The 16,536-nt window shown below is 73.9% G+C and carries 20 protein-coding genes; 9 read left to right on the forward strand and 11 right to left on the reverse strand.

Features of this window, described 5'->3' with window-relative positions:
* The first annotated feature begins 40 nt into the window (after positions 1–40).
* On the forward strand, positions 41–877 hold the full coding sequence (locus ACF07V_RS05065; RefSeq protein WP_392151503.1) for an NAD(P)H-binding protein: 837 nt from the start codon (positions 41–43) through the stop codon (positions 875–877).
* A 128-nt stretch (positions 878–1,005) separates the two neighbouring features.
* On the opposite strand, the gene ACF07V_RS05070 is transcribed toward ACF07V_RS05065, so the two are convergent.
* The 3 genes from ACF07V_RS05070 to ACF07V_RS05080 form a co-directional block, all read right to left on the reverse strand.
* Positions 1,006–1,500 carry a peptidylprolyl isomerase gene (locus ACF07V_RS05070; protein WP_392151504.1) on the reverse strand — a complete coding sequence of 165 codons (495 nt, stop codon included), beginning with the start codon at positions 1,498–1,500 and terminating at the stop codon, positions 1,006–1,008.
* Between the two features lie 124 nt (positions 1,501–1,624).
* A complete protein-coding gene (locus ACF07V_RS05075; protein WP_392151505.1) occupies positions 1,625–1,837 on the reverse strand; it encodes a hypothetical protein in 213 nt (70 codons plus the stop codon).
* A 30-nt stretch (positions 1,838–1,867) separates the two neighbouring features.
* The gene (locus tag ACF07V_RS05080) at positions 1,868–2,515 is read right to left on the reverse strand and encodes a DUF6629 family protein (RefSeq protein ID WP_392151506.1); all 648 of its coding nucleotides are present in this window, start codon (positions 2,513–2,515) and stop codon (positions 1,868–1,870) included.
* 118 nt (positions 2,516–2,633) lie between these two features.
* On the opposite strand from ACF07V_RS05080, the gene ACF07V_RS05085 reads away from it, so the two are divergent.
* Positions 2,634–3,155 (forward strand): hypothetical protein, encoded by a 522-nt coding sequence (locus ACF07V_RS05085; protein WP_392151507.1) that lies wholly within the window; start codon positions 2,634–2,636, stop codon positions 3,153–3,155.
* Between the two features lie 50 nt (positions 3,156–3,205).
* Here the strand turns inward: ACF07V_RS05085 and ACF07V_RS05090 are convergent, their stop codons facing one another.
* The 3 genes from ACF07V_RS05090 to ACF07V_RS05100 all read right to left on the reverse strand — a co-directional run bounded on the left by ACF07V_RS05090 (position 3,206) and on the right by ACF07V_RS05100 (position 5,800).
* Positions 3,206–3,709 carry an NUDIX domain-containing protein gene (locus tag ACF07V_RS05090; RefSeq protein ID WP_392151508.1) on the reverse strand — a complete coding sequence of 168 codons (504 nt, stop codon included), beginning with the start codon at positions 3,707–3,709 and terminating at the stop codon, positions 3,206–3,208.
* 130 nt (positions 3,710–3,839) lie between these two features.
* Positions 3,840–4,520 carry a response regulator gene (locus ACF07V_RS05095; protein ID WP_392151509.1) on the reverse strand — a complete coding sequence of 227 codons (681 nt, stop codon included), beginning with the start codon at positions 4,518–4,520 and terminating at the stop codon, positions 3,840–3,842.
* Entirely contained in the window at positions 4,517–5,800 is a 1,284-nt protein-coding gene (locus ACF07V_RS05100) for a sensor histidine kinase (RefSeq protein WP_392151510.1), read from the reverse strand. Before ACF07V_RS05100 ends, ACF07V_RS05095 begins: the two co-directional genes overlap by 4 nt.
* 134 nt (positions 5,801–5,934) lie before the next feature.
* Here ACF07V_RS05100 and ACF07V_RS05105 point away from each other — a divergent pair, with 134 nt between their 5' ends.
* Both ACF07V_RS05105 and ACF07V_RS05110 read left to right on the forward strand, forming a co-directional pair.
* Positions 5,935–6,843: an ABC transporter ATP-binding protein gene (locus ACF07V_RS05105; RefSeq protein ID WP_392151511.1), complete on the forward strand. Its 909-nt coding sequence runs from the start codon at positions 5,935–5,937 to the stop codon at positions 6,841–6,843.
* Entirely contained in the window at positions 6,840–7,691 is an 852-nt protein-coding gene (locus ACF07V_RS05110; protein WP_392151512.1) for an ABC transporter permease, read from the forward strand. The genes ACF07V_RS05105 and ACF07V_RS05110 overlap by 4 nt, the downstream gene beginning before the upstream one ends.
* 3 nt (positions 7,692–7,694) lie before the next feature.
* Here ACF07V_RS05110 and ACF07V_RS05115 read toward each other — a convergent pair whose 3' ends face one another.
* Positions 7,695–8,552: a YhjD/YihY/BrkB family envelope integrity protein gene (locus ACF07V_RS05115; protein WP_392151513.1), complete on the reverse strand. Its 858-nt coding sequence runs from the start codon at positions 8,550–8,552 to the stop codon at positions 7,695–7,697.
* Positions 8,553–8,651: 99 nt separating this feature from the next.
* Entirely contained in the window at positions 8,652–9,128 is a 477-nt protein-coding gene (locus ACF07V_RS05120; protein ID WP_392151514.1) for a winged helix-turn-helix transcriptional regulator, read from the reverse strand.
* 107 nt (positions 9,129–9,235) lie between these two features.
* Here ACF07V_RS05120 and ACF07V_RS05125 point away from each other — a divergent pair, with 107 nt between their 5' ends.
* Positions 9,236–9,727, forward strand: coding sequence for a PaaI family thioesterase (locus ACF07V_RS05125; protein WP_392151515.1), 492 nt, complete (start codon positions 9,236–9,238; stop codon positions 9,725–9,727).
* A 57-nt stretch (positions 9,728–9,784) separates the two neighbouring features.
* On the opposite strand, the gene ACF07V_RS05130 is transcribed toward ACF07V_RS05125, so the two are convergent.
* Positions 9,785–10,150: a luciferase family protein gene (locus ACF07V_RS05130; RefSeq protein WP_245727810.1), complete on the reverse strand. Its 366-nt coding sequence runs from the start codon at positions 10,148–10,150 to the stop codon at positions 9,785–9,787.
* Between the two features lie 136 nt (positions 10,151–10,286).
* A complete protein-coding gene (locus ACF07V_RS05135) occupies positions 10,287–11,504 on the reverse strand; it encodes a PP2C family protein-serine/threonine phosphatase (protein WP_392151516.1) in 1,218 nt (405 codons plus the stop codon).
* Between the two features lie 180 nt (positions 11,505–11,684).
* Here ACF07V_RS05135 and ACF07V_RS05140 point away from each other — a divergent pair, with 180 nt between their 5' ends.
* The 4 genes from ACF07V_RS05140 (at position 11,685) to ACF07V_RS05155 (ending at position 15,052) form a co-directional block, all read left to right on the forward strand.
* Entirely contained in the window at positions 11,685–12,572 is an 888-nt protein-coding gene (locus ACF07V_RS05140) for an AAA family ATPase (RefSeq protein WP_392151517.1), read from the forward strand.
* A 230-nt stretch (positions 12,573–12,802) separates the two neighbouring features.
* Entirely contained in the window at positions 12,803–14,131 is a 1,329-nt protein-coding gene (locus ACF07V_RS05145; RefSeq protein ID WP_392152351.1) for a VWA domain-containing protein, read from the forward strand.
* 77 nt (positions 14,132–14,208) lie between these two features.
* Complete coding sequence (locus tag ACF07V_RS05150; RefSeq protein WP_392151518.1) at positions 14,209–14,418, forward strand: DNA-binding protein; 210 nt, start codon at positions 14,209–14,211, stop codon at positions 14,416–14,418.
* A 49-nt stretch (positions 14,419–14,467) separates the two neighbouring features.
* Complete coding sequence (locus tag ACF07V_RS05155; RefSeq protein ID WP_392151519.1) at positions 14,468–15,052, forward strand: nucleosidase; 585 nt, start codon at positions 14,468–14,470, stop codon at positions 15,050–15,052.
* Positions 15,053–15,068: 16 nt separating this feature from the next.
* On the opposite strand, the gene ACF07V_RS05160 is transcribed toward ACF07V_RS05155, so the two are convergent.
* Positions 15,069–16,241 carry an alpha/beta hydrolase family protein gene (locus ACF07V_RS05160; protein ID WP_392151520.1) on the reverse strand — a complete coding sequence of 391 codons (1,173 nt, stop codon included), beginning with the start codon at positions 16,239–16,241 and terminating at the stop codon, positions 15,069–15,071.
* Between the last annotated feature and the right edge of the window lie 295 nt (positions 16,242–16,536).

Genomic DNA, 16,536 nt, shown 5'->3' on the forward strand with positions numbered 1-16,536 from the left:
CGCTCGCGCTCCGCCACGGACTCCCTGGAGGGGAACAGCTGTGATCGTGGTGACCGGAGCGACCGGAAACGTCGGGCGACCGCTGGTGGAGCTGCTGGCCGCGGCCGGCGAGGAGGTCACGGCGGTGAGCCGCCGTCCTGCCGGGGCGCTGCCCGCCGGTGTGACGCACCGGCAGGGCGACCTGGCCGATGTCGACGGCCTCAAGGGGCTGTTCGAGGGTGCCGAGGCCGTGTATCTGCTCGTCGCGGGGCTCGGGGACGAGCTGCGTCCGCGCGAGATCGTGGCGGCGGCGGTGGCCTGCGGGGTACGGCGGATCGTGTTCCAGTCCTCGCAGTTGGTGGGCACGCGGACGGATTCGGTGTCGCACGAGATCCTGCGCGCCTTCGAGACGGCGGTACGGGAGTCGGGCGTCGCGTGGACGGTGCTGCGGCCCGGCGGCTTCGCGTCCAACGCCTTCCTCTGGGCCGAGCCGGTGCGCTCCGCGCGTACCGTCATGGCCCCGTTCGCGGACGTGGCGCTGCCGGTGGTGGATCCCGCGGACATCGCCGAGGTCGCGGCCGCCGCGCTGCGCGACCCGGCCCACGCGGGGCGGACGTACGTCCTGACCGGCCCGGTCGCGGTCTCGCCGCGCGAGCAGGTGCGGGCTCTGGCCGGCGCCCTGGGTGCTCCGGTGGAGTTCGTGCCGCAGAGCGCGGCAGAGGCGCGGGCGCAGCTGGTGCGGTTCCTGCCGGAGGAGGCCGTCGACGGGATGCTGTCGGTGATGGGCGAACCCCGTGCGGAGGAGCGGCGGGTGAGCCCCGACGTGGAGCGGGTGCTCGGTCGGCCGCCGCGGCCGTTCTCGGCGTGGGCGGAGCGCAACGCGCCGGCCTTCGCCTGAGGAACCTGCCGGCCGCTCACCACATGGCGGAGGCGGGGACGCGCGTCCGACGGACCGCGTTCCCCGCCCCGGCCTGCGGGCGAGCGAGGGCACGAGGACCTTCGCTCAGCCCGGAGAGGCGATCAGACCTACTTGACGATGCCGGACTCGGCGATCGTGATCTTGGCCTTGGTGGCGCCGGAGGCGGAGCCGAGGCCCTCGATCTTCTTGACCAGGTCCTGGCCCTCGACGACCTCACCGAAGACGACGTGCTTGCCGTCGAGCCAGTCGGTGACGATCGTGGTGATGAAGAACTGCGAGCCGTTGGTGTTCTTGCCGGCGTTGGCCATCGAGAGCAGGAACGGGCGGTCGTGCTTCAGCTTGAAGTTCTCGTCCTCGAACTTCTCGCCGTAGATGCTCTTGCCGCCGGTGCCGTTGCCCCGGGTGAAGTCGCCGCCCTGCAGCATGAACTGCGGGATGACGCGGTGGAACGAGGAGCCGGCGTAACCGAAGCCGTGCACGCCGGTGCAGAGCTCGCGGAAGTTCGTGGCCGTCTTCGGGACGACCTCGTCGAACAGCTTGAAGGTGATGCGGCCCGCGGGCTCGTCGTTGATGGTGATGTCGAAGTAAACGTTGTCGCTCATGGGGACATCCTGTCATTAGACACACACGGCGCGCGCACGGGCTGCCTCCTACCGGGTCACGGTGTGCCGGTGCCCCGCGTTCCCTGGAGAACGCGGGGCACCGGTCGCCACCTGGGACGCGAGGTCAGAGGAGCCCGCCGGCCTGCTGGTTCTGGAGGGCGCCCTCGGCGCCCTGGACGGTCTCGTGGAGGACGGTCGACGTCTGGTCCTCCTGGAGGAGGCCCGTGGTGCCGGCCAGGGGGTTGTCCGCGGCGCTGGCCTGCGGCGGCGGGGTGACGATGGCGGTGACGACGCCTGCGGCGAGGGAGGCGATGGCGAGCATGCTGCGCTTCTTCATGCCCTGGTCAACTGCTGAGACGCCGTCGGGTTACGGTCGGCCGGGCTCGGATCCACGCACGGGGACCGATCGCGGTCGTCCTCTGACCCAGGCGAGCAGCAGCAGCGAGGCGACCGCCGCGAGCGCGCACCAGGTGGAGACGAACTCGGTGCGCCAGAGAAGGGCGCAGACGAGCGCTCCGGCGCCGGTGAGCAGTCCGAGGGCCCGAAGGATCGGGTCGCGGGCGAGGAGGAGGGCGCCGACGGTGGCGAGCAGGTATCCGGCGAGGACCACCGGCACGTACGGCAGGTCGACCGCGTAACCGAGGGTGTGGCCGCGGATCCCGGCCGAGACGGGGCGGGTGACGAGGCGGTACGCGAGGACGGCGGCGGTCGCGAGGCCGGCGGCGAGCGGTACGAGCAGGCGCGGCCGGTCGGCGGGGCGGGCGGCCGTCAGGACGCCGAGCGGCACCCAGACGGGCAGCAGGGGAAGCGCGATCACGGCCCAGGCGAGGGTGGCGGGCCCGGTGCCGCCCCCGGCGTGCCAGACGGCGGCCTCCACGATCTGGTGGGCGCCGAGGAGCAGTGGCAGGGCGGCGAGCGGCACGTCGCCGGGGCGGCGCACGGAGGCCAGGGAGGCGACGCCGACGGCGCCGATCCCGAGGCCCGCCCAGAGATCGGCGGTCGCACTCCAGCACATGACGCACTTTTACCCCATAACTGCCATATACCTCATAACAGGCGGAACCGTATGGTGGTGAGGGATGTCTCTGCCAGTGACACCCCTGTCCCCGGAACAGCAGAAATTGGGGGACGTCATGCAGCACCGCCACACCCTCGCGGCCGTCGCCGCGGGAATCCTGCTGACCGCCGGAATCGGCGCCACGATGCCGGCGGGCGCGGCCAACGCCCCGACCCTGAGCACCACGACCCCGACCACGGCCCTGGTCGTCAACGCCCGCTGGGGCGGCCACGCCACCTTCGACCGGCTCGTGATCGACGTCCGCGGCGCCATGCCCCCGGTCACCGTCCACCAGACCCGCGCGCTGTACTACGACGGATCGGGAGAAAGGGTCCCGCTCGCGGGGAAGCACTTCCTGGAGATCAAGCTCTCCCCCGCAGCCGCCCACGACGACTCCGGCCGGTCCGTCTACAAGGGCCCCCGGCTGGTGAAGATCTACCTGCCCACGCTCAAGGGGGTCGCGCTCACCGGCGACTTCGAGGGCGTGGTCACCATCGGAGCCGCCTTCGACACCAAGCCCGTGTACAAGACCTTCCGGCTGCACTCGCCGGAGCGGTTCGTCGTCGACATCGCCCACACCATGGGCTGCCGGTCCTGACCGGCAGGGTGAGGGGCCCGTCCCCCGGACGGGCCCCTCACCCGTACCGCTCACCCTCCGGTGGCGCCCGTCTCCACGTACACGGTCGACCCGGTCCTGCGTGCCCGGTCGATCTCGGCGAGGCGGGCGAACTCGCGGGGCTTCATCTCCCGCTTCCACTCGTCCAGGGTCCGCAGGCGGTACTCGCTGTGCTCCTCCGGGTCGAGGACGACGGCGGCGATCTGCTCGTCCGTCAGCTCGCCCCCGTCGAAGATGAAGCCGATGTGGTTGGCCGGCCAGTCCTCGCCCCGGTCCGTGACGAAGTGGGCGGCGAGGAGCCGCGGCTCGCCGGTGAAGACGAGCCCCGTCTCCTCGTGGCACTCGCGCACCGCGGTCTCCCAGGGCGTCTCCCCCGGGTCCATGTTGCCGCCCGGCCACTGCCACAGCTCGGTCTGATAGGTGGCCCGGAGCTGGAAGGGGCGGCCTGCGGTGTCGGTGAAGTAGAGGCAGGCGTACGCGGTCGCTCTCGGCAGCGTGTCGACGTACTCGGCGGGCGGCAACCAGGTGTTCGCCATGGGCGGCTCTCTCTCGACGGACCGAATGGATCTCCTCCATCCAAGCGGTCCTGGGCGGGCCGGCCGGCGGCTCGCGAGTGGATCACCGGATCGTGTGAGCGCCCGCCGGAACGCTCCGGCGGTGGAACGGTCAGGCGGCGGAGACCAGACCCGCCTCGTACGCGATGATCACGAGCTGCACGCGGTCGCGGGCGTCCAGCTTGGCGAGCAGCCGGGTGACGTAGGTCTTCGCGGTGGCGATGCTGATGTGGAGCGCGTCGGCGACCTCGGCGTTGGACATGCCTCGTCCGACGAGGGTGAGGACCTCGCGCTCCCGGTCGGTGATCCCCTCGGCGCGCCGGCGCGGCGCCGCGGGCGAGGTCCTGGGGCGGTCGGTGAACTCCTTGATGAGGCGTCGGGTGACGCTGGGCGCGATGAGGGCGTCGCCCGAGGCGACGACGCGGACGGCGGCGAGGATGTCGTCCAGGGCCATGTCCTTGACCAGGAATCCGGACGCGCCCGCGTGGAGCGCCGCGTACACGTGGTCGTCGTCGTCGAAGGTGGTGAGGACGACCACCCGGGCGCCGGTCGGGCCCTCGGTGATGATCCGGGTGGCCTCGATGCCGTCCGTGCCGGGCATCCGCAGGTCCATGACGACGACGTCGGCGCCGGTCTCCTCGACGAGACGGACGGCCTCGGCGCCGTTCGCGGCCTCGCCGACCACGACGAGGTCCGTGGTGTCGGTGACGACCATCCGGAGCGCGGTGCGCACCAGGGGCTGGTCGTCGGCGAGGACGACACGGACCGGCTGCTCCGCGGTGGTCTGGTTCATCGGTTCGTGGCTCCTGTCGGCAGGGGAAGGCGGGCGGTGACGCGGAAGCCGCCGCCGGGGCGGGGTCCCGCGCTGAACTCTCCGTGCAGCACCGCGACGCGCTCCCGCATCCCGGTCAGGCCGAATCCGGACCCCGGGCCGGTGCTCACGCGCGCGTGGCCGGGGACGGGGCCGCTGTCCTCGACGGTGACGGCGAGGGACTCGGGGTCGCGGTGGTCGACGGTGACCGTGCAGGACTCGGCGCCCGAGTGCCGTACGACGTTGGTGACGGACTCCTGGACGATCCGGAAGGCGGAGAGGTCGAGGTCCGGCGGCAGCGGGCAGGGGGCTCCCATGCGGCGGACGGCGACCCGGACGCCCGCGTTGCCGGTGAGTTCGGCGAGCCGTTCGAGGGCGGCGAGGCCGGGCATCTCGGGGAGTCCCGGGAGATCGGCGGAGGCCGTACGGCCGGTGGCGGTCGGCTGATCCGCCTCGGACCCGGTCTCCGCTTCCGTCTCCGGGGCCGCCGTGCGCAGGGCGCCGACCATCCGGCGCAGGCCCGCGAGGGTCTCCCGGCTCGCCGTCTCGATGTCGGTGAGGGCCTGGCGGGCGGCCTCGGGCTGGGTCGCGATGACCCGCCGGGCGGCGCCGGCCTGGAGGGCGACGATCCCGATGCTGTGGGCGACCGTGTCGTGCATCTCGCGGGCTATCCGGAGGCGTTCGGTGGTGACGGCCTGCTCGGTGGCCTGCGCGCGGCTCCGTTCGGCGTACTCCCGGGCCTGCCCTTCCGAGCGGCCGAGGAGCCAGGCGACGAGGGCGGTCAGGGCCACGGCCAGCTCGCTCGTGGTGCCGGCGCCCCAGCCTGCGAGCAGCCGGACAGCGAGGTAGACGACGAGGAGACCGAGCGCCAGGAGCAACGCCCGCCAGGCCTCGTGGCGGGGGCGGCCCGCGGCGATGGCGTAGAGGGCGACGTCGACCGCGAGGTACTGGGCGAAGGGGATGGCGGTGACGCCGAGGGGGGTGGAGGCGATGACCGAGGCGACGAGGAGGTAGTTGAGGGCGGCGGTCGGACGGCGGGCGAGAAGGGCACTGCCGCGCAAGGTGAGGAGCGTGGCGACGGCCAGCATGGTGAGGCCGTCCCAGCGCAGGATCACGAAGCCGGGCAGGACGTCCGGCCCTTCCTGACCGGGCACACGGATCCGGAGGAGCGCGGTGAAGACGATGCCCGCGACCCAGGCGACGGCGGCCCACCCGCCGGGCGTGACCCTCTTGAAGAACGGTTGTGACGGGGTGGCGGACATGCGGTGATCGTAAACGGCGGCCCTGGACGGGGGCATCGGACCGAGGGTGTACGACCTGGGGTGACAGGGGCCGCCGCCGATTGTCCGTACGGGGCCGATGCCCCGCGCGGGGCCCGGACGGCACGGTGGTGCGCATGATCGAAGTCAGGGAACTCACCAAGCGCTACGGCGCCACGACCGCCGTCGACGCGCTCACCTTCACCGTCCGGCCGGGCCGGGTCACCGGCTTCCTCGGCCCCAACGGCTCGGGAAAGAGCACCACCTTGCGGATGATCCTGGGCCTGCACACGCCGACGAGCGGGTCGGTGACGGTCGACGGACGGCCGTTCGCGGACCGGCCGCGCGGTCTGCGGCACGTCGGCGCGCTCCTCGACGCCGGGGACGTGCACGGGGGCCGGACCGCCCGGGCGCATCTGGCGGTCCTGGCGCGCAGCAACCGCATCCCTCTGTCCCGGGTCGACGAGGTCCTGGAGGAGGTCGGTCTTTCGGGGGCGTCGAGGCGCCGGATCGGCGGGTACTCGCTGGGCATGCGGCAGCGTCTCGGCATCGCCGGCGCGCTGCTCGGCGACCCACCGGTGCTGCTGTTCGACGAGCCGTTGAACGGCCTCGACCCGGAGGGCGTGAAGTGGGTGCGGGGGCTGTTCCGGCGGCTCGCCGCGGAGGGCCGCACGGTCTTCGTGTCGAGTCATCTGATGACGGAGATGGAGCACACGGCGGACGAGCTGGTGGTCATCGGCCGGGGCGCGCTGATCGCGGCGGAGAGCCTGGCGGAGTTCGCCGCGCGGGGCAGGCGCCTGAGCGTGACGGTCGGCTCGCCGGACCGGGCGGGCCTGACGGCACTGCTGCTCGGGGAGGGGGCGGAGGTCGAGGAGGAGGCCGGTCTGCTGACGGTGACCGGGCTCTCGGCGGCCCGCATCGGCGAACTGGCCCTGGAGCACCGGGTGCTGCTCGACCAGCTGACCACCCGTACGGCCTCCCTGGAGGAGGCGTTCATGGAACTGACCGCCGACAGCGTCGAGTACCTGGCAGGAGACGCCCGATGACGACCCTCGATCTTCCCGTGGCTCCCGTGGCCTCCGTGGTGGAGCCCCGTGCCCGTTTCCGCGACCTGGTGGGGTCGGAGTGGCTGAAGCTGTGGTCGCTGCGCTCGACCGGCTGGTCGCTGCTGCTCGGCGCGCTCGCCGTGGTCGCTTTCAACTTCGGCACCGCCTGGGACCACTACCGCTACTGGCTGCAGTACGACGCGGCGAGCCGGGCCGAGTTCACGGCGAACGACATGGCGTTGTGGGACGCCTTCACGTACAACGCGGCGCTGGTGCTGATCCTCTCCTCGGCCGCCATGGGGGCGGTCGCCGTGGTCGGCGAGTACAGCAGCGGGCTGATCCGTACGACGTTCACGGCGGTGCCCGCGCGGGGCGCGCTCATGGCCGCGAAGGTGCTGGTCGTGACGGTGGTGCAGGTCCTCTTCGGGGCGATGGTCGCGGGCGGTTCCTTCTGGTCGACGCAGGCGATGCTGTCGGCCCGGGACATCGGGCTGCCGATCACCCACCCCGGGGCGCTGCGCATCGTCGTGGCCTCGGCGCTCCTCGCCCCGGTGTGCGCGGTGGCCGGGATGGCGATCGGCGCGCTGCTGAGGAAGAGCGCGGCCTCGGTCGTCGGCGCGGTGGTCCTGCTTCTGCTGCTGCCCGCGGTGCTCACGGAGCGGCGTCACCTGACCGCGGCGCTCGCCCACGCGACCCCGCTGCACGCCTGGCAGCGGCTCGCGGACGCGGGACCGCCCGTCGACGAGCCGTTCCCGTGGTCGGCGGGCGGTGCGTGGCTGGTGTTCGTGCTGTGGGCGCTGGGCGGGGCGGTGGTGACGGTCCTCGCGGTGCGCGGCCGGGACCAGTAGGGGTCACTGGAGACGCCGCAGCCGGCGGATGACGAGGTGTTCGTGGACGAGGCGTCCGACGAGGGCGCCTCCGTACACGACGAAGCCGACGCCTACGAGCCAGGACTGGAGGACGAGGACGGTGCCGAACTGGCCGTACGTCACGGCGTTGGAGGCGATCAGCGGGGAGAAGACGAGCTGCGAGAAGATCCGCAGCCCGAGCAGGCCGAGCGCGGTGAGGACGGCGCCGGGGGCGAGGGCGCGCCAGCGGATGCGGCCGCAGAGCAGGAAGCGCTGCGACCACCAGAAGAAGACGAAGGTGCCGAGGACGTCGCCGAGGGCGACGGCCGTGGTGACGCCCGCCGGGGCCTTGTCGGGTGTGGGGAAGGCGACGAAGAGCAGCAGGGCCGCGACGAGGACCGCGAGCCAGACGACGTGCCGCCACATGGTGTGCCAGCGGGCGGTGGGGAGGTCCCAGACCCGCTCGTACCCGGTCTGTACGGCCGATCCGAAGGTGACGCCGAAGGCGGCGAGGGCTGCGAGGCCGAAGGCGGTGGTGCGTTGCAGGGCCTGTCCCGGCTGGCCGAAGAGCCGCTCGACCTGCTCCTCGGAGACGTCGGACACGCCGAGGCCCTGCACCAGCCAGCGGGCGAAGCCCTTGCCGCTGGCGAGGTCGGCGGCCGCGACGACGATGAGCAGGGGGACGAGGGTGAGCAGGCTGAGCGCCGCGAAGCCCATGGCGCGGTGCATGAGTTCCATGGCCCGGCCGCGGCTCCAGGCGAGGCCGATGGACGAGGTGAGGACGCGGGCGTGGAGCCGTGCGAACCAGTGGCCGTGTTCGGCGGGGGCACCGTCGGGCGGCGGACCGGGTGTGGAGGGCATGCCTGGTGAGGTACCCGGCGGGGCGCCGGGGCATCGCAGGGGTACGGCCGAACGGGTGGGGCGGGCGGAGGGGTCGGGGTGGCGGGGGCCGGCCGAGGGTCAGCCGGCGCGGCGCGGACGGGCCGCCGGGCCCGGGCGGACGGTGACGTCGCGGGCCGTGAGGGTGGCCCGCTCCTCGCCCTCGCACTGGACGACGACGCGGACGGGGGCGCCGCAGTCGGCGTGGCGGATGTCGAGGACCGGCCCCTCGGGCTCGGCGGCGTGGGTGTCTCCCCACTGCTTGAGGGCGAGGAGTACGGGCCAGAGGTCGACGCCCTTTCGGGTGAGGCGGTACTCGTGGCGGGTGCGGGCGCCCGGTTCGCGGTAGGGCTCGCTGCGGAGCACGCCGGCGGCGACGAGCTTGCGGAGGCGGTCGGCGAGGACGGCTTCCGAGAGGCCGAGGTGCTGGCGGAACTCGTCGTACCGGCGGACGCCGTTGAAGGCCTCGCGCAGGATGAGCAGGCTCCATTTCTCGCCCACGACGTCCAGGGCACGGCGGACGGGGCAGTTCTCCGTATCCGTATCCAGCCAGTTCATGCGCCCACTGTAGCCACCTGGCTCTGTCGTTGACAGTCAGGCGACCGCGCGGCTAGCTTCGCCATACAGAGCCAGATCGGTCGGACAGTGAGCGGAGTGGAGTGGTGATGGGGCGGTCACGCACGGTCGAGTGGGAGGACGCCGGGGCCAGCGCGCGGGCCGCGATGTCGATGGCGGGCATCGACTTCCTGCGGGAGATGGTGGCGGGCCGGCTGCCCGCACCGCCGCTCGCCGCCCTCCTCGGATTCACCCTGGAGGAGGTCGAGCCGGGGCGCGCGGTGTTCGCGCTCGAACCGGGCGAGGAGCACTACAACCCGATCGGCAGTGTGCACGGCGGCGTGTACGCGACGCTGCTCGACTCGGCCGCCGGCTGCGCGGTCCACAGCACGTTGCCGCAGGGCATGGCGTACACCTCGCTCGACCTGTCGACCCGCTTCCTGCGCCCGATCACGATGGACACGGGCAAGATCCGGGCCGTCGGCACGGTGCTGTCGCAGGGGCGCCGCACGGCGCTGGCGGAGGCGAGCCTGTACGACGGGGAGGACCGTCTCCTCGGTCACGCGACCAGCACCTGCATGCTGTTCCCGGTTCCGTCCTAGGACCCGGGGGACCCGGGAGACGCGACGGATGCGGCGGGTTCAGCGGATCCGGCGGGTTCAGCGGGTGCCCGGGACCGGACGCGTGCGGGTGCAGCCGTCCGGGGCGACGTCCGGGACACCGTTGGCCTGGAGGGCGGCGCTCACCAGGGTGGCGAGCAGGTCGATGTCCGAGCCCATGTCCAGACGGACCGTCACCCAGCCGGACCCGGCCCGCAACCGGACCGCGCTCGACCCGAGGAGCGCCGGGCGCAGCTTCGCGACCATGGCACGGGTGAGGTGGACGTCCGCCTCGTGTTCGCCGTGGAAGTGGACGATCTCCTGCGTCCCGGTGCCCAGTCCGAGCTCGGCGCCGCAATGGGCGCGCCCGGGGGTCAGCGAGGGCCAGCTCATCAGACGTTCACTGGCATGCCTGGCCGTGTTCATACGAGGAGCGTGCCGGGCCCCGGGTCCGCGCACAAGCGTCCTGCGGCAACAATCCCGCCGCGGCGGGAAACACGTCGTCGGCGGGGGTGGTGTGACCGTGTGTCACGGCGCCCCGTGGGGAGGATGTGACCCTGTGTCACGGTGCCGGGCGGGCGCGGATGCGGGCCGCGAGGACGGCCACGTCGTCCTCCGCCCGGTGGGCGTCGAGCCGGTGGAGCACCTCTTCGACGACCTGCTCGGGGCCGGAGTCCGCGGGGAGCCGGAGGGCCGCGAGGCGGGCGAGCGAGACGTCGACGTCCTCCCCGCGGCGCTCGACGAGGCCGTCGGTGAACATCAGCAGGGTCTCCCCCGGGGTGAGCGGGCGCGTGGTGGGTTCGTAGCCGCCGACGCCGGTGCCCAGCGGCGGTCCCACCGGGAGGTCGACGATCTCCGCGGAGCCGTCCGCGGCGAACACGGCGGGCGGCAGATGCCCGGCGTTGGCGAAGGTGGCGGTGCCACGGGCCGGGTCCACCCGGACGAGCAGACAGGTGGCGGGCCGGCGGGCGTCGTCCTCGGCGACCACGGAGTCGAGGTGGCGCAGCACCCGGTGCGGCGGCAGATCGGTCCCCGCGACCTCGCGGAGCAGCGCGCGGTAGGCGTTCATGTCCACGGCCGCGTCGAGCCCGTGGCCCATCACGTCGCCGACGACGAGGAGGCTGCGGCCGAAGTGGAGCCGCACGGTCTCGAACCAGTCGCCGCCCACGAGGGCGCGCGGGCCCGCCGGGAGGTAGCTGCCCGCGATCTGCAGGTTGGGGTGCGGCAGACCGGGTTCGGCGACGAGGGCCCGCTGGAGATGGAGGGCGGTCTCCTCGGTCTCGGCGAGCCGGCGGGCATGGCCGAGGTGGCGGGCGGCCAGCCGTCCCGAGTGACGCAGGACCGCGACCTCGTCGGCGGTGAAACCTGGGCCGCCCCGGCGCGTGACGATCACCGCCCCGAGGGGGCGCTCGCCGTGGACGGCGAGGGGGACGGCGAGGCTGGGAGCACGGTCGCCGCCGCCGGTGTCCGCCGCACCCGCCGAGGCCGCGCGCCGGACCGGGCCCTCGCCACCGCCGGTGTCCGCCGCACCCGCCGAGGCCGCGCGCCGGACCGGGCCCTCGCCACCGCCGGTGTCCGCCGCGCCCGCCGAGGCCGCGCGCCGGACCGGGCCTCCCGGTTCGTCGAGCAGATCGACCGTGACGGTGCCCCGGAGGTGACGGGCGAGGAAGCCCACGAGTTCGCGGCAGGTGGTCGTCGCGTCGAGCGTCGTGCCGATCTCGCCGATCGCCAGCTCCAGGGCCCGCGCCCTGGTCAGAGCAGCCTCGTCCTGTTCCGCCACGACACCTCCACCGCCGTGCGGGCCTCCGGGTCGTACACCCGGTCCCCCCATTGCACCAGCGGCCGCCGCCCCGCGCGCGGCACGGAGCTCGCCCGGGACGGTTGTGCGGTGGTGCCCGATCTGATCAAGTACACCTGAGGCTACTGGCCAGTACGAGTTTTCGCTTCCCGGGGGGACCGCATGACGACCGGATCAGCCACCACGACCGGGTTCTTCACCTCCGTCGACGACGTCGCCGAAAGGCTCGCGACGACCGGCTACCTGGCGTCGCCGGCCGTCGCCACCACCGTCTTCCTCGCCGACCGGCTGGGCAAGCCGCTGCTCGTCGAGGGCCCCGCCGGAGTCGGCAAGACGGAGCTCGCCAAGGCCGTCACCGAGGTCACGGGAGCACGCCTGGTCCGGCTGCAGTGCTACGAGGGCGTCGACGAGTCCCGCGCGCTGTACGAGTGGAACCACGCCAAGCAGCTGCTGCGGATCACCGCGGGCCGGGGCGAGTCCTGGGACGAGACGCGCACGGACATCTTCGGCGAGGAGTTCCTGCTTCCCCGGCCGCTCCTCACCGCCATCCGGTCCGAGGAGCCCACGGTGCTGCTCATCGACGAGACCGACAAGGCCGACGTCGAGGTGGAGGGGCTGCTCCTGGAGGTCCTGAGCGACTTCCAGGTGACCGTGCCCGAGCTCGGCACCCTCACGGCGACGAGGCGGCCGTTCACCGTCCTCACCTCCAACGCGAGCCGCGAGCTGTCCGAGGCACTGCGCCGCCGCTGTCTCTTCCTGCACATCGGCTTCCCCGAGGAGGAGCTGGAACGCCGGATCGTGACCCTCAAGGTGCCGGGGCTCGATGCCGCGCTCGCCGCGTCCGTCGTCCGGGTCGTGGGGGCGCTGCGGGCGATGGACCTGCGGAAGGTGCCGTCCGTGTCGGAGACGATCGACTGGGCCCGCACGCTGCTCGCGCTCGGCGCGGAGCGGCTGGACGAGCGGGTCGTACGGGAGACCCTCGGCGTCCTCCTCAAGCACCAGGAGGACATCGTGAAGGCGGCGGCCAAGCTCGACCTGGACGCGGTGTGAGCGGGCCGGCGGCCGGCCCGGCGAAACCAGTCGGAACGGCGCAAGAAGTCGGTACGGCGGAACGAGTCGGTACGGCGCAAGAAGTCGGTACGGCGGAACGAGTCGGTACGGCGCAAGGAGTAGGTACGGCGGACGCGGGCGCCTCCACGGGCGGCGCCGGCACGGCGGACCCGGCCGGCTCCCTTGCCCCCGCAGGGGTCGCCGTACGGCTCACCGGGCTCGTCGCCGCGCTGCGCGCGCACGGGTTCGGGATCGGCACCGGTGAGACCGTGGACGCGGGCCAGGCGCTCGAAGCGGTCGGGTTCACGGACCGGGAGCGGGTCCGGGAGGCGCTGGCGGCGACGCTGCTCCACGGGGAGGGCCGGCGCACGGTGTTCGACCAGGTCTTCGACCTGTACTTCCCGCTCGGCGGCGCTCCCGGGGCGGCCGAGACGTACCAGAACACCGCCGCGGACCTGGCGGCGCTCCGGGACCGGCTGGCGGAGGCCCTCACCGCCGGTGACGGCGCCGCGCTCGACCGGCTGGCCGCGGAGGCGGTGGGCGGGTTCGGCGGCTACGGCTCCGGGCCGGAGTCGGACGGCTGGTCCTCGTACCAGACGCTCTCCCGGCTGCGCCCCGAGACCCTGCTCGCCCGGGTGCGCGACCGGTTGCGGGCGGCGGCCCCGGACGGGGACCCCGAATTCACCGAGCGACTCGTCGACGACGAGATCCGGCGGCGGATCGAGGCCTTCCGGGAGCGCGTGCGGACCGAGGCCCGCAGGCGCGTCGCCGAGCGGCAGGGCCGTGACCGGGTCGCGCGGCGGGCGGTCGCGGGGCCGGCGGACGGCGTGGACTTCCTGCTGGCCGGGCGGGCGCAGCTGGACGAGTTGCGGCGTACGGTACGGCCGCTGGCGCGGAAGCTGGCCACCCGGCTCGCGGCGCGGCGGCGCCGGGCGGCGCGCGGGGAGATCGATCTGCGGCGGACGCTGCGCGGCTCGCTGTCGACCGGCGGCGTGCCGGTGCGCCCGGTCCTGCGAAGGCGTCGCCCCCGGCGTCCCGAGCTGGTCCTGCTGTGCGACGTGTCGGGGTCGGTGGCCGGGTTCGCGCAGTTCACGATGCTCCTTGTGCAGGCCCTGCACGACCAGTTCAGCCGGGTACGGGTCTTCGCCTTCGTCAACCGCGTCGACGAGGTGACCGGGCTGATCGCGCGGGGCGCGGCGGATCCCGCCGGGCTCGGCGACCGGATCCTCGCGGAGGCGGAGCTCACGGGGTGGCACGGGCAGAGCGACTACGGGACGGCGCTCGGGGAGTTCGCCGAGCGGTACGCGGAGGCGATCGGCCCGCGCACGGTGGTCTTCGTCCTCGGCGACGCCCGCACCAACGGCGCCGACCCGAACCTCGCGGCGCTCCGGCTCGTGGCGGACCGCGCGCGGCGGGTCCACTGGCTCAACCCCGAACAGCCCTCGCTGTGGGGGACGGGCGACTCCGTGGCCCCGGCCTACGCCGAGCTCGTGGAGATGCGCCCCTGCCGGAACGCCCGCCAGCTGGGCGCGGTGATCGGCCGGCTGCTGCCGGTGTGAGGACGGGCGCCGGCGGGCACGGCCCCGTGGCGCCCGGTCGGCCCGCCTCCCGCTCCCCGGCGTGGCACGATCGGTCCATGGCAGACGGAACGGAACGACCCGAGACGGACCTCCCGCGCGGGATCGGCGCGCCCGCGACCCGTGCGCTCGTCGCCGCCGGGTACACGCGCCTCGCCCAGCTCGCGGATGTGCCGGCCGCCGAGCTCGCCGCCCTGCACGGCGTCGGGCCGAAGGCCCTGCGGGTGCTCGGCGAGGCGCTCGCGGAGCAGGGGAAGTCGCTGGGCTGAGCCCCGCCCGGTTGTACGGCGGGCGGGCCGTCGAACTAGCGTGGCCCCCATGGAACTCTTGGGAGAGATCACCGCCGGCCGTCCCCTGCTCGTGCTCGCCGTCAAGGAAGAGGCGCAGTTCCTCGACACGGAGCTGCCCGTCCTGCTCACCGGCATGGGCAAGGTGAACGCGGCCACCGCGCTCGCGACCGTCCTCGGCCGGGGGCCGCGGCCCTCCGGGATCGTGAACCTGGGGACGGCCGGGGCGCTGCGGCCCGGCTGGACCGGGACGCATGTCGTCGGCACCGTGGTGCAGCACGACCTCGACGGGCAGCTGCTCGCCACGCTGACCGGCGAGACGTACGGGGCGCCGCTGGTGCTTCCGGACGGCGGTGACGTGGTCCTCGCCACCGGCGACGCGTTCATCTCGGACGAGGCGGCCCGTGCCCGGCTCGCGGAGCGGGCGCCGCTGGTCGACATGGAGGGGTACGCGCTCGCGGCGGCCGCGGAGCTCGCCGGGGTGCCGCTGCGCATCGTGAAGCACGTCAGCGACGAGGCCGGGGACGGCGCCGCGCGCACCTGGCGGGAATCGGTCGCCGAGTGCGCGCGGGCGCTGGCCGACTGGGCGGAGGCGAACACCCCGTACCGCTCCTGACCCCCGCCCGCACGGCTCACCGGTGCTGGAAGTGGACCTCCGGGTTCGCGGGCGTCGGGCCGTCGAGGACCGGGCGGGGGACTCCGCGCAGATGCCGGTCGAAGAAGGCCGCGACATAGGTCCGGGTGACGGCGACGGCCCGGTCGGCGGGCAGCTCGGGCTGGGGCAACCCGAAGTGACGCTGGATCACGGGACCGTCGGAGAAGCTGAAGTGCTCGGATCCGGCGACCGTGATCCAGCGCTTCCAGCCGTCCAGCGCGGTCCACGTCCGGTCCCAGCTGGTGTCCTGCCCGCCGGGCAGGTGCATGCTGTCGTGGGTCCCGAGCATCAGGAACGGGCGGCCCCTCAGGCCCTCGGCCGGGAGGTCCTCCCAGAAGGCGCCGTCCATGTTGATCCCGGCGTCGATGCGCGGATCCGCCGCCATCGCGGTGGCCGCGCTCGCCCCGCCGATGGAGTGGCCGGCCATGCCGACGCGGCGCGCGTCGATCACACCCGCGTACCGCCAGACGGGCTCGGGCCCGGTGAGCCGGTCCAGGACGTGGCGCATGTCGGCGGCGCGCGTCGAGGTGACGACGCTGCCGTGCACCCCGCCCTCGTCGAGGGCCTTGCAGGCGACGCAGGTGAGGGTGCGGCCGCCGGGGAGGCTGATCCCGTACGACTCGTAGGCGTGGTCGACGGAGGCGACGACGTAGCCCCGCGAGGCCAGGTCCTCGGCGAGGCTCGTGAGCGTCCAGCGGGAGACGCTGAAGCCCGGCGAGAGCAGCACCAGGGGGTGCCGGCCGGCCGCGGGCCGGACGTCGGTCCTGCTGTGGGTGCGCGTGCGGGCGAGGACGTCGCCGGAGACGCCGGGCCCGAGCTGCTCGGCGAGCAGCCGCGCCTCGTCCCCGGTGGCGTACGGGGCGGGGCGGCCACCGCCGGGGTGGGCGGCCGGGTAGTGGAGCGTGACCATGAGGGCGCGACCGTCGGCGGTGGGCACCCAGGGATCGGTACGGGAGCGGTCGACGAGCGGCAGGACGGTGCTGCCGACGGAGTACGGCCCGGTGGGGTCCGGCAGTGCGGCGGGGCGCGCGACCGGCGTCGGGGCTTCGGTGACGGGCCTGTCCGTGTCGGCCGCCGTGGCGACGCCGGCGGGTAAGGCGAGGGAGCAGGCGAGCACGGCGGCCGCGGCCGCCCTGGTGAATCGGATCATGCGAGGCACGCTAGGTGCCGGGGCCGGAGCCGCGCGTCCGTCCACGGGCCTACGTTCGGTCAGCCCAGGGTCTGACACGGGATCCGGTCCCGGGCGCCCGGCCGGAGTTGCCCGTCCCGACGTCCCGGCCTTCGAGAGGATCTTGACAGTGCCGAAGGCGGGCTGCCTATGGTGAGGAGTCGCCGTCCGCACCCCGGACGGGACCGGAACCGGGGGGAGGCGCACATGCTCGCGATGATCACCGCGGCGCTCTCCGCCCGTCCGCGCACGTGCCTCGTCTGCCGTCGGCACGTCG

The sequence above is a fragment of the Streptomyces sp. NPDC015661 genome, from assembly GCF_043077765.1.
GTDB lineage: Bacteria > Actinomycetota > Actinomycetes > Streptomycetales > Streptomycetaceae > Streptomyces.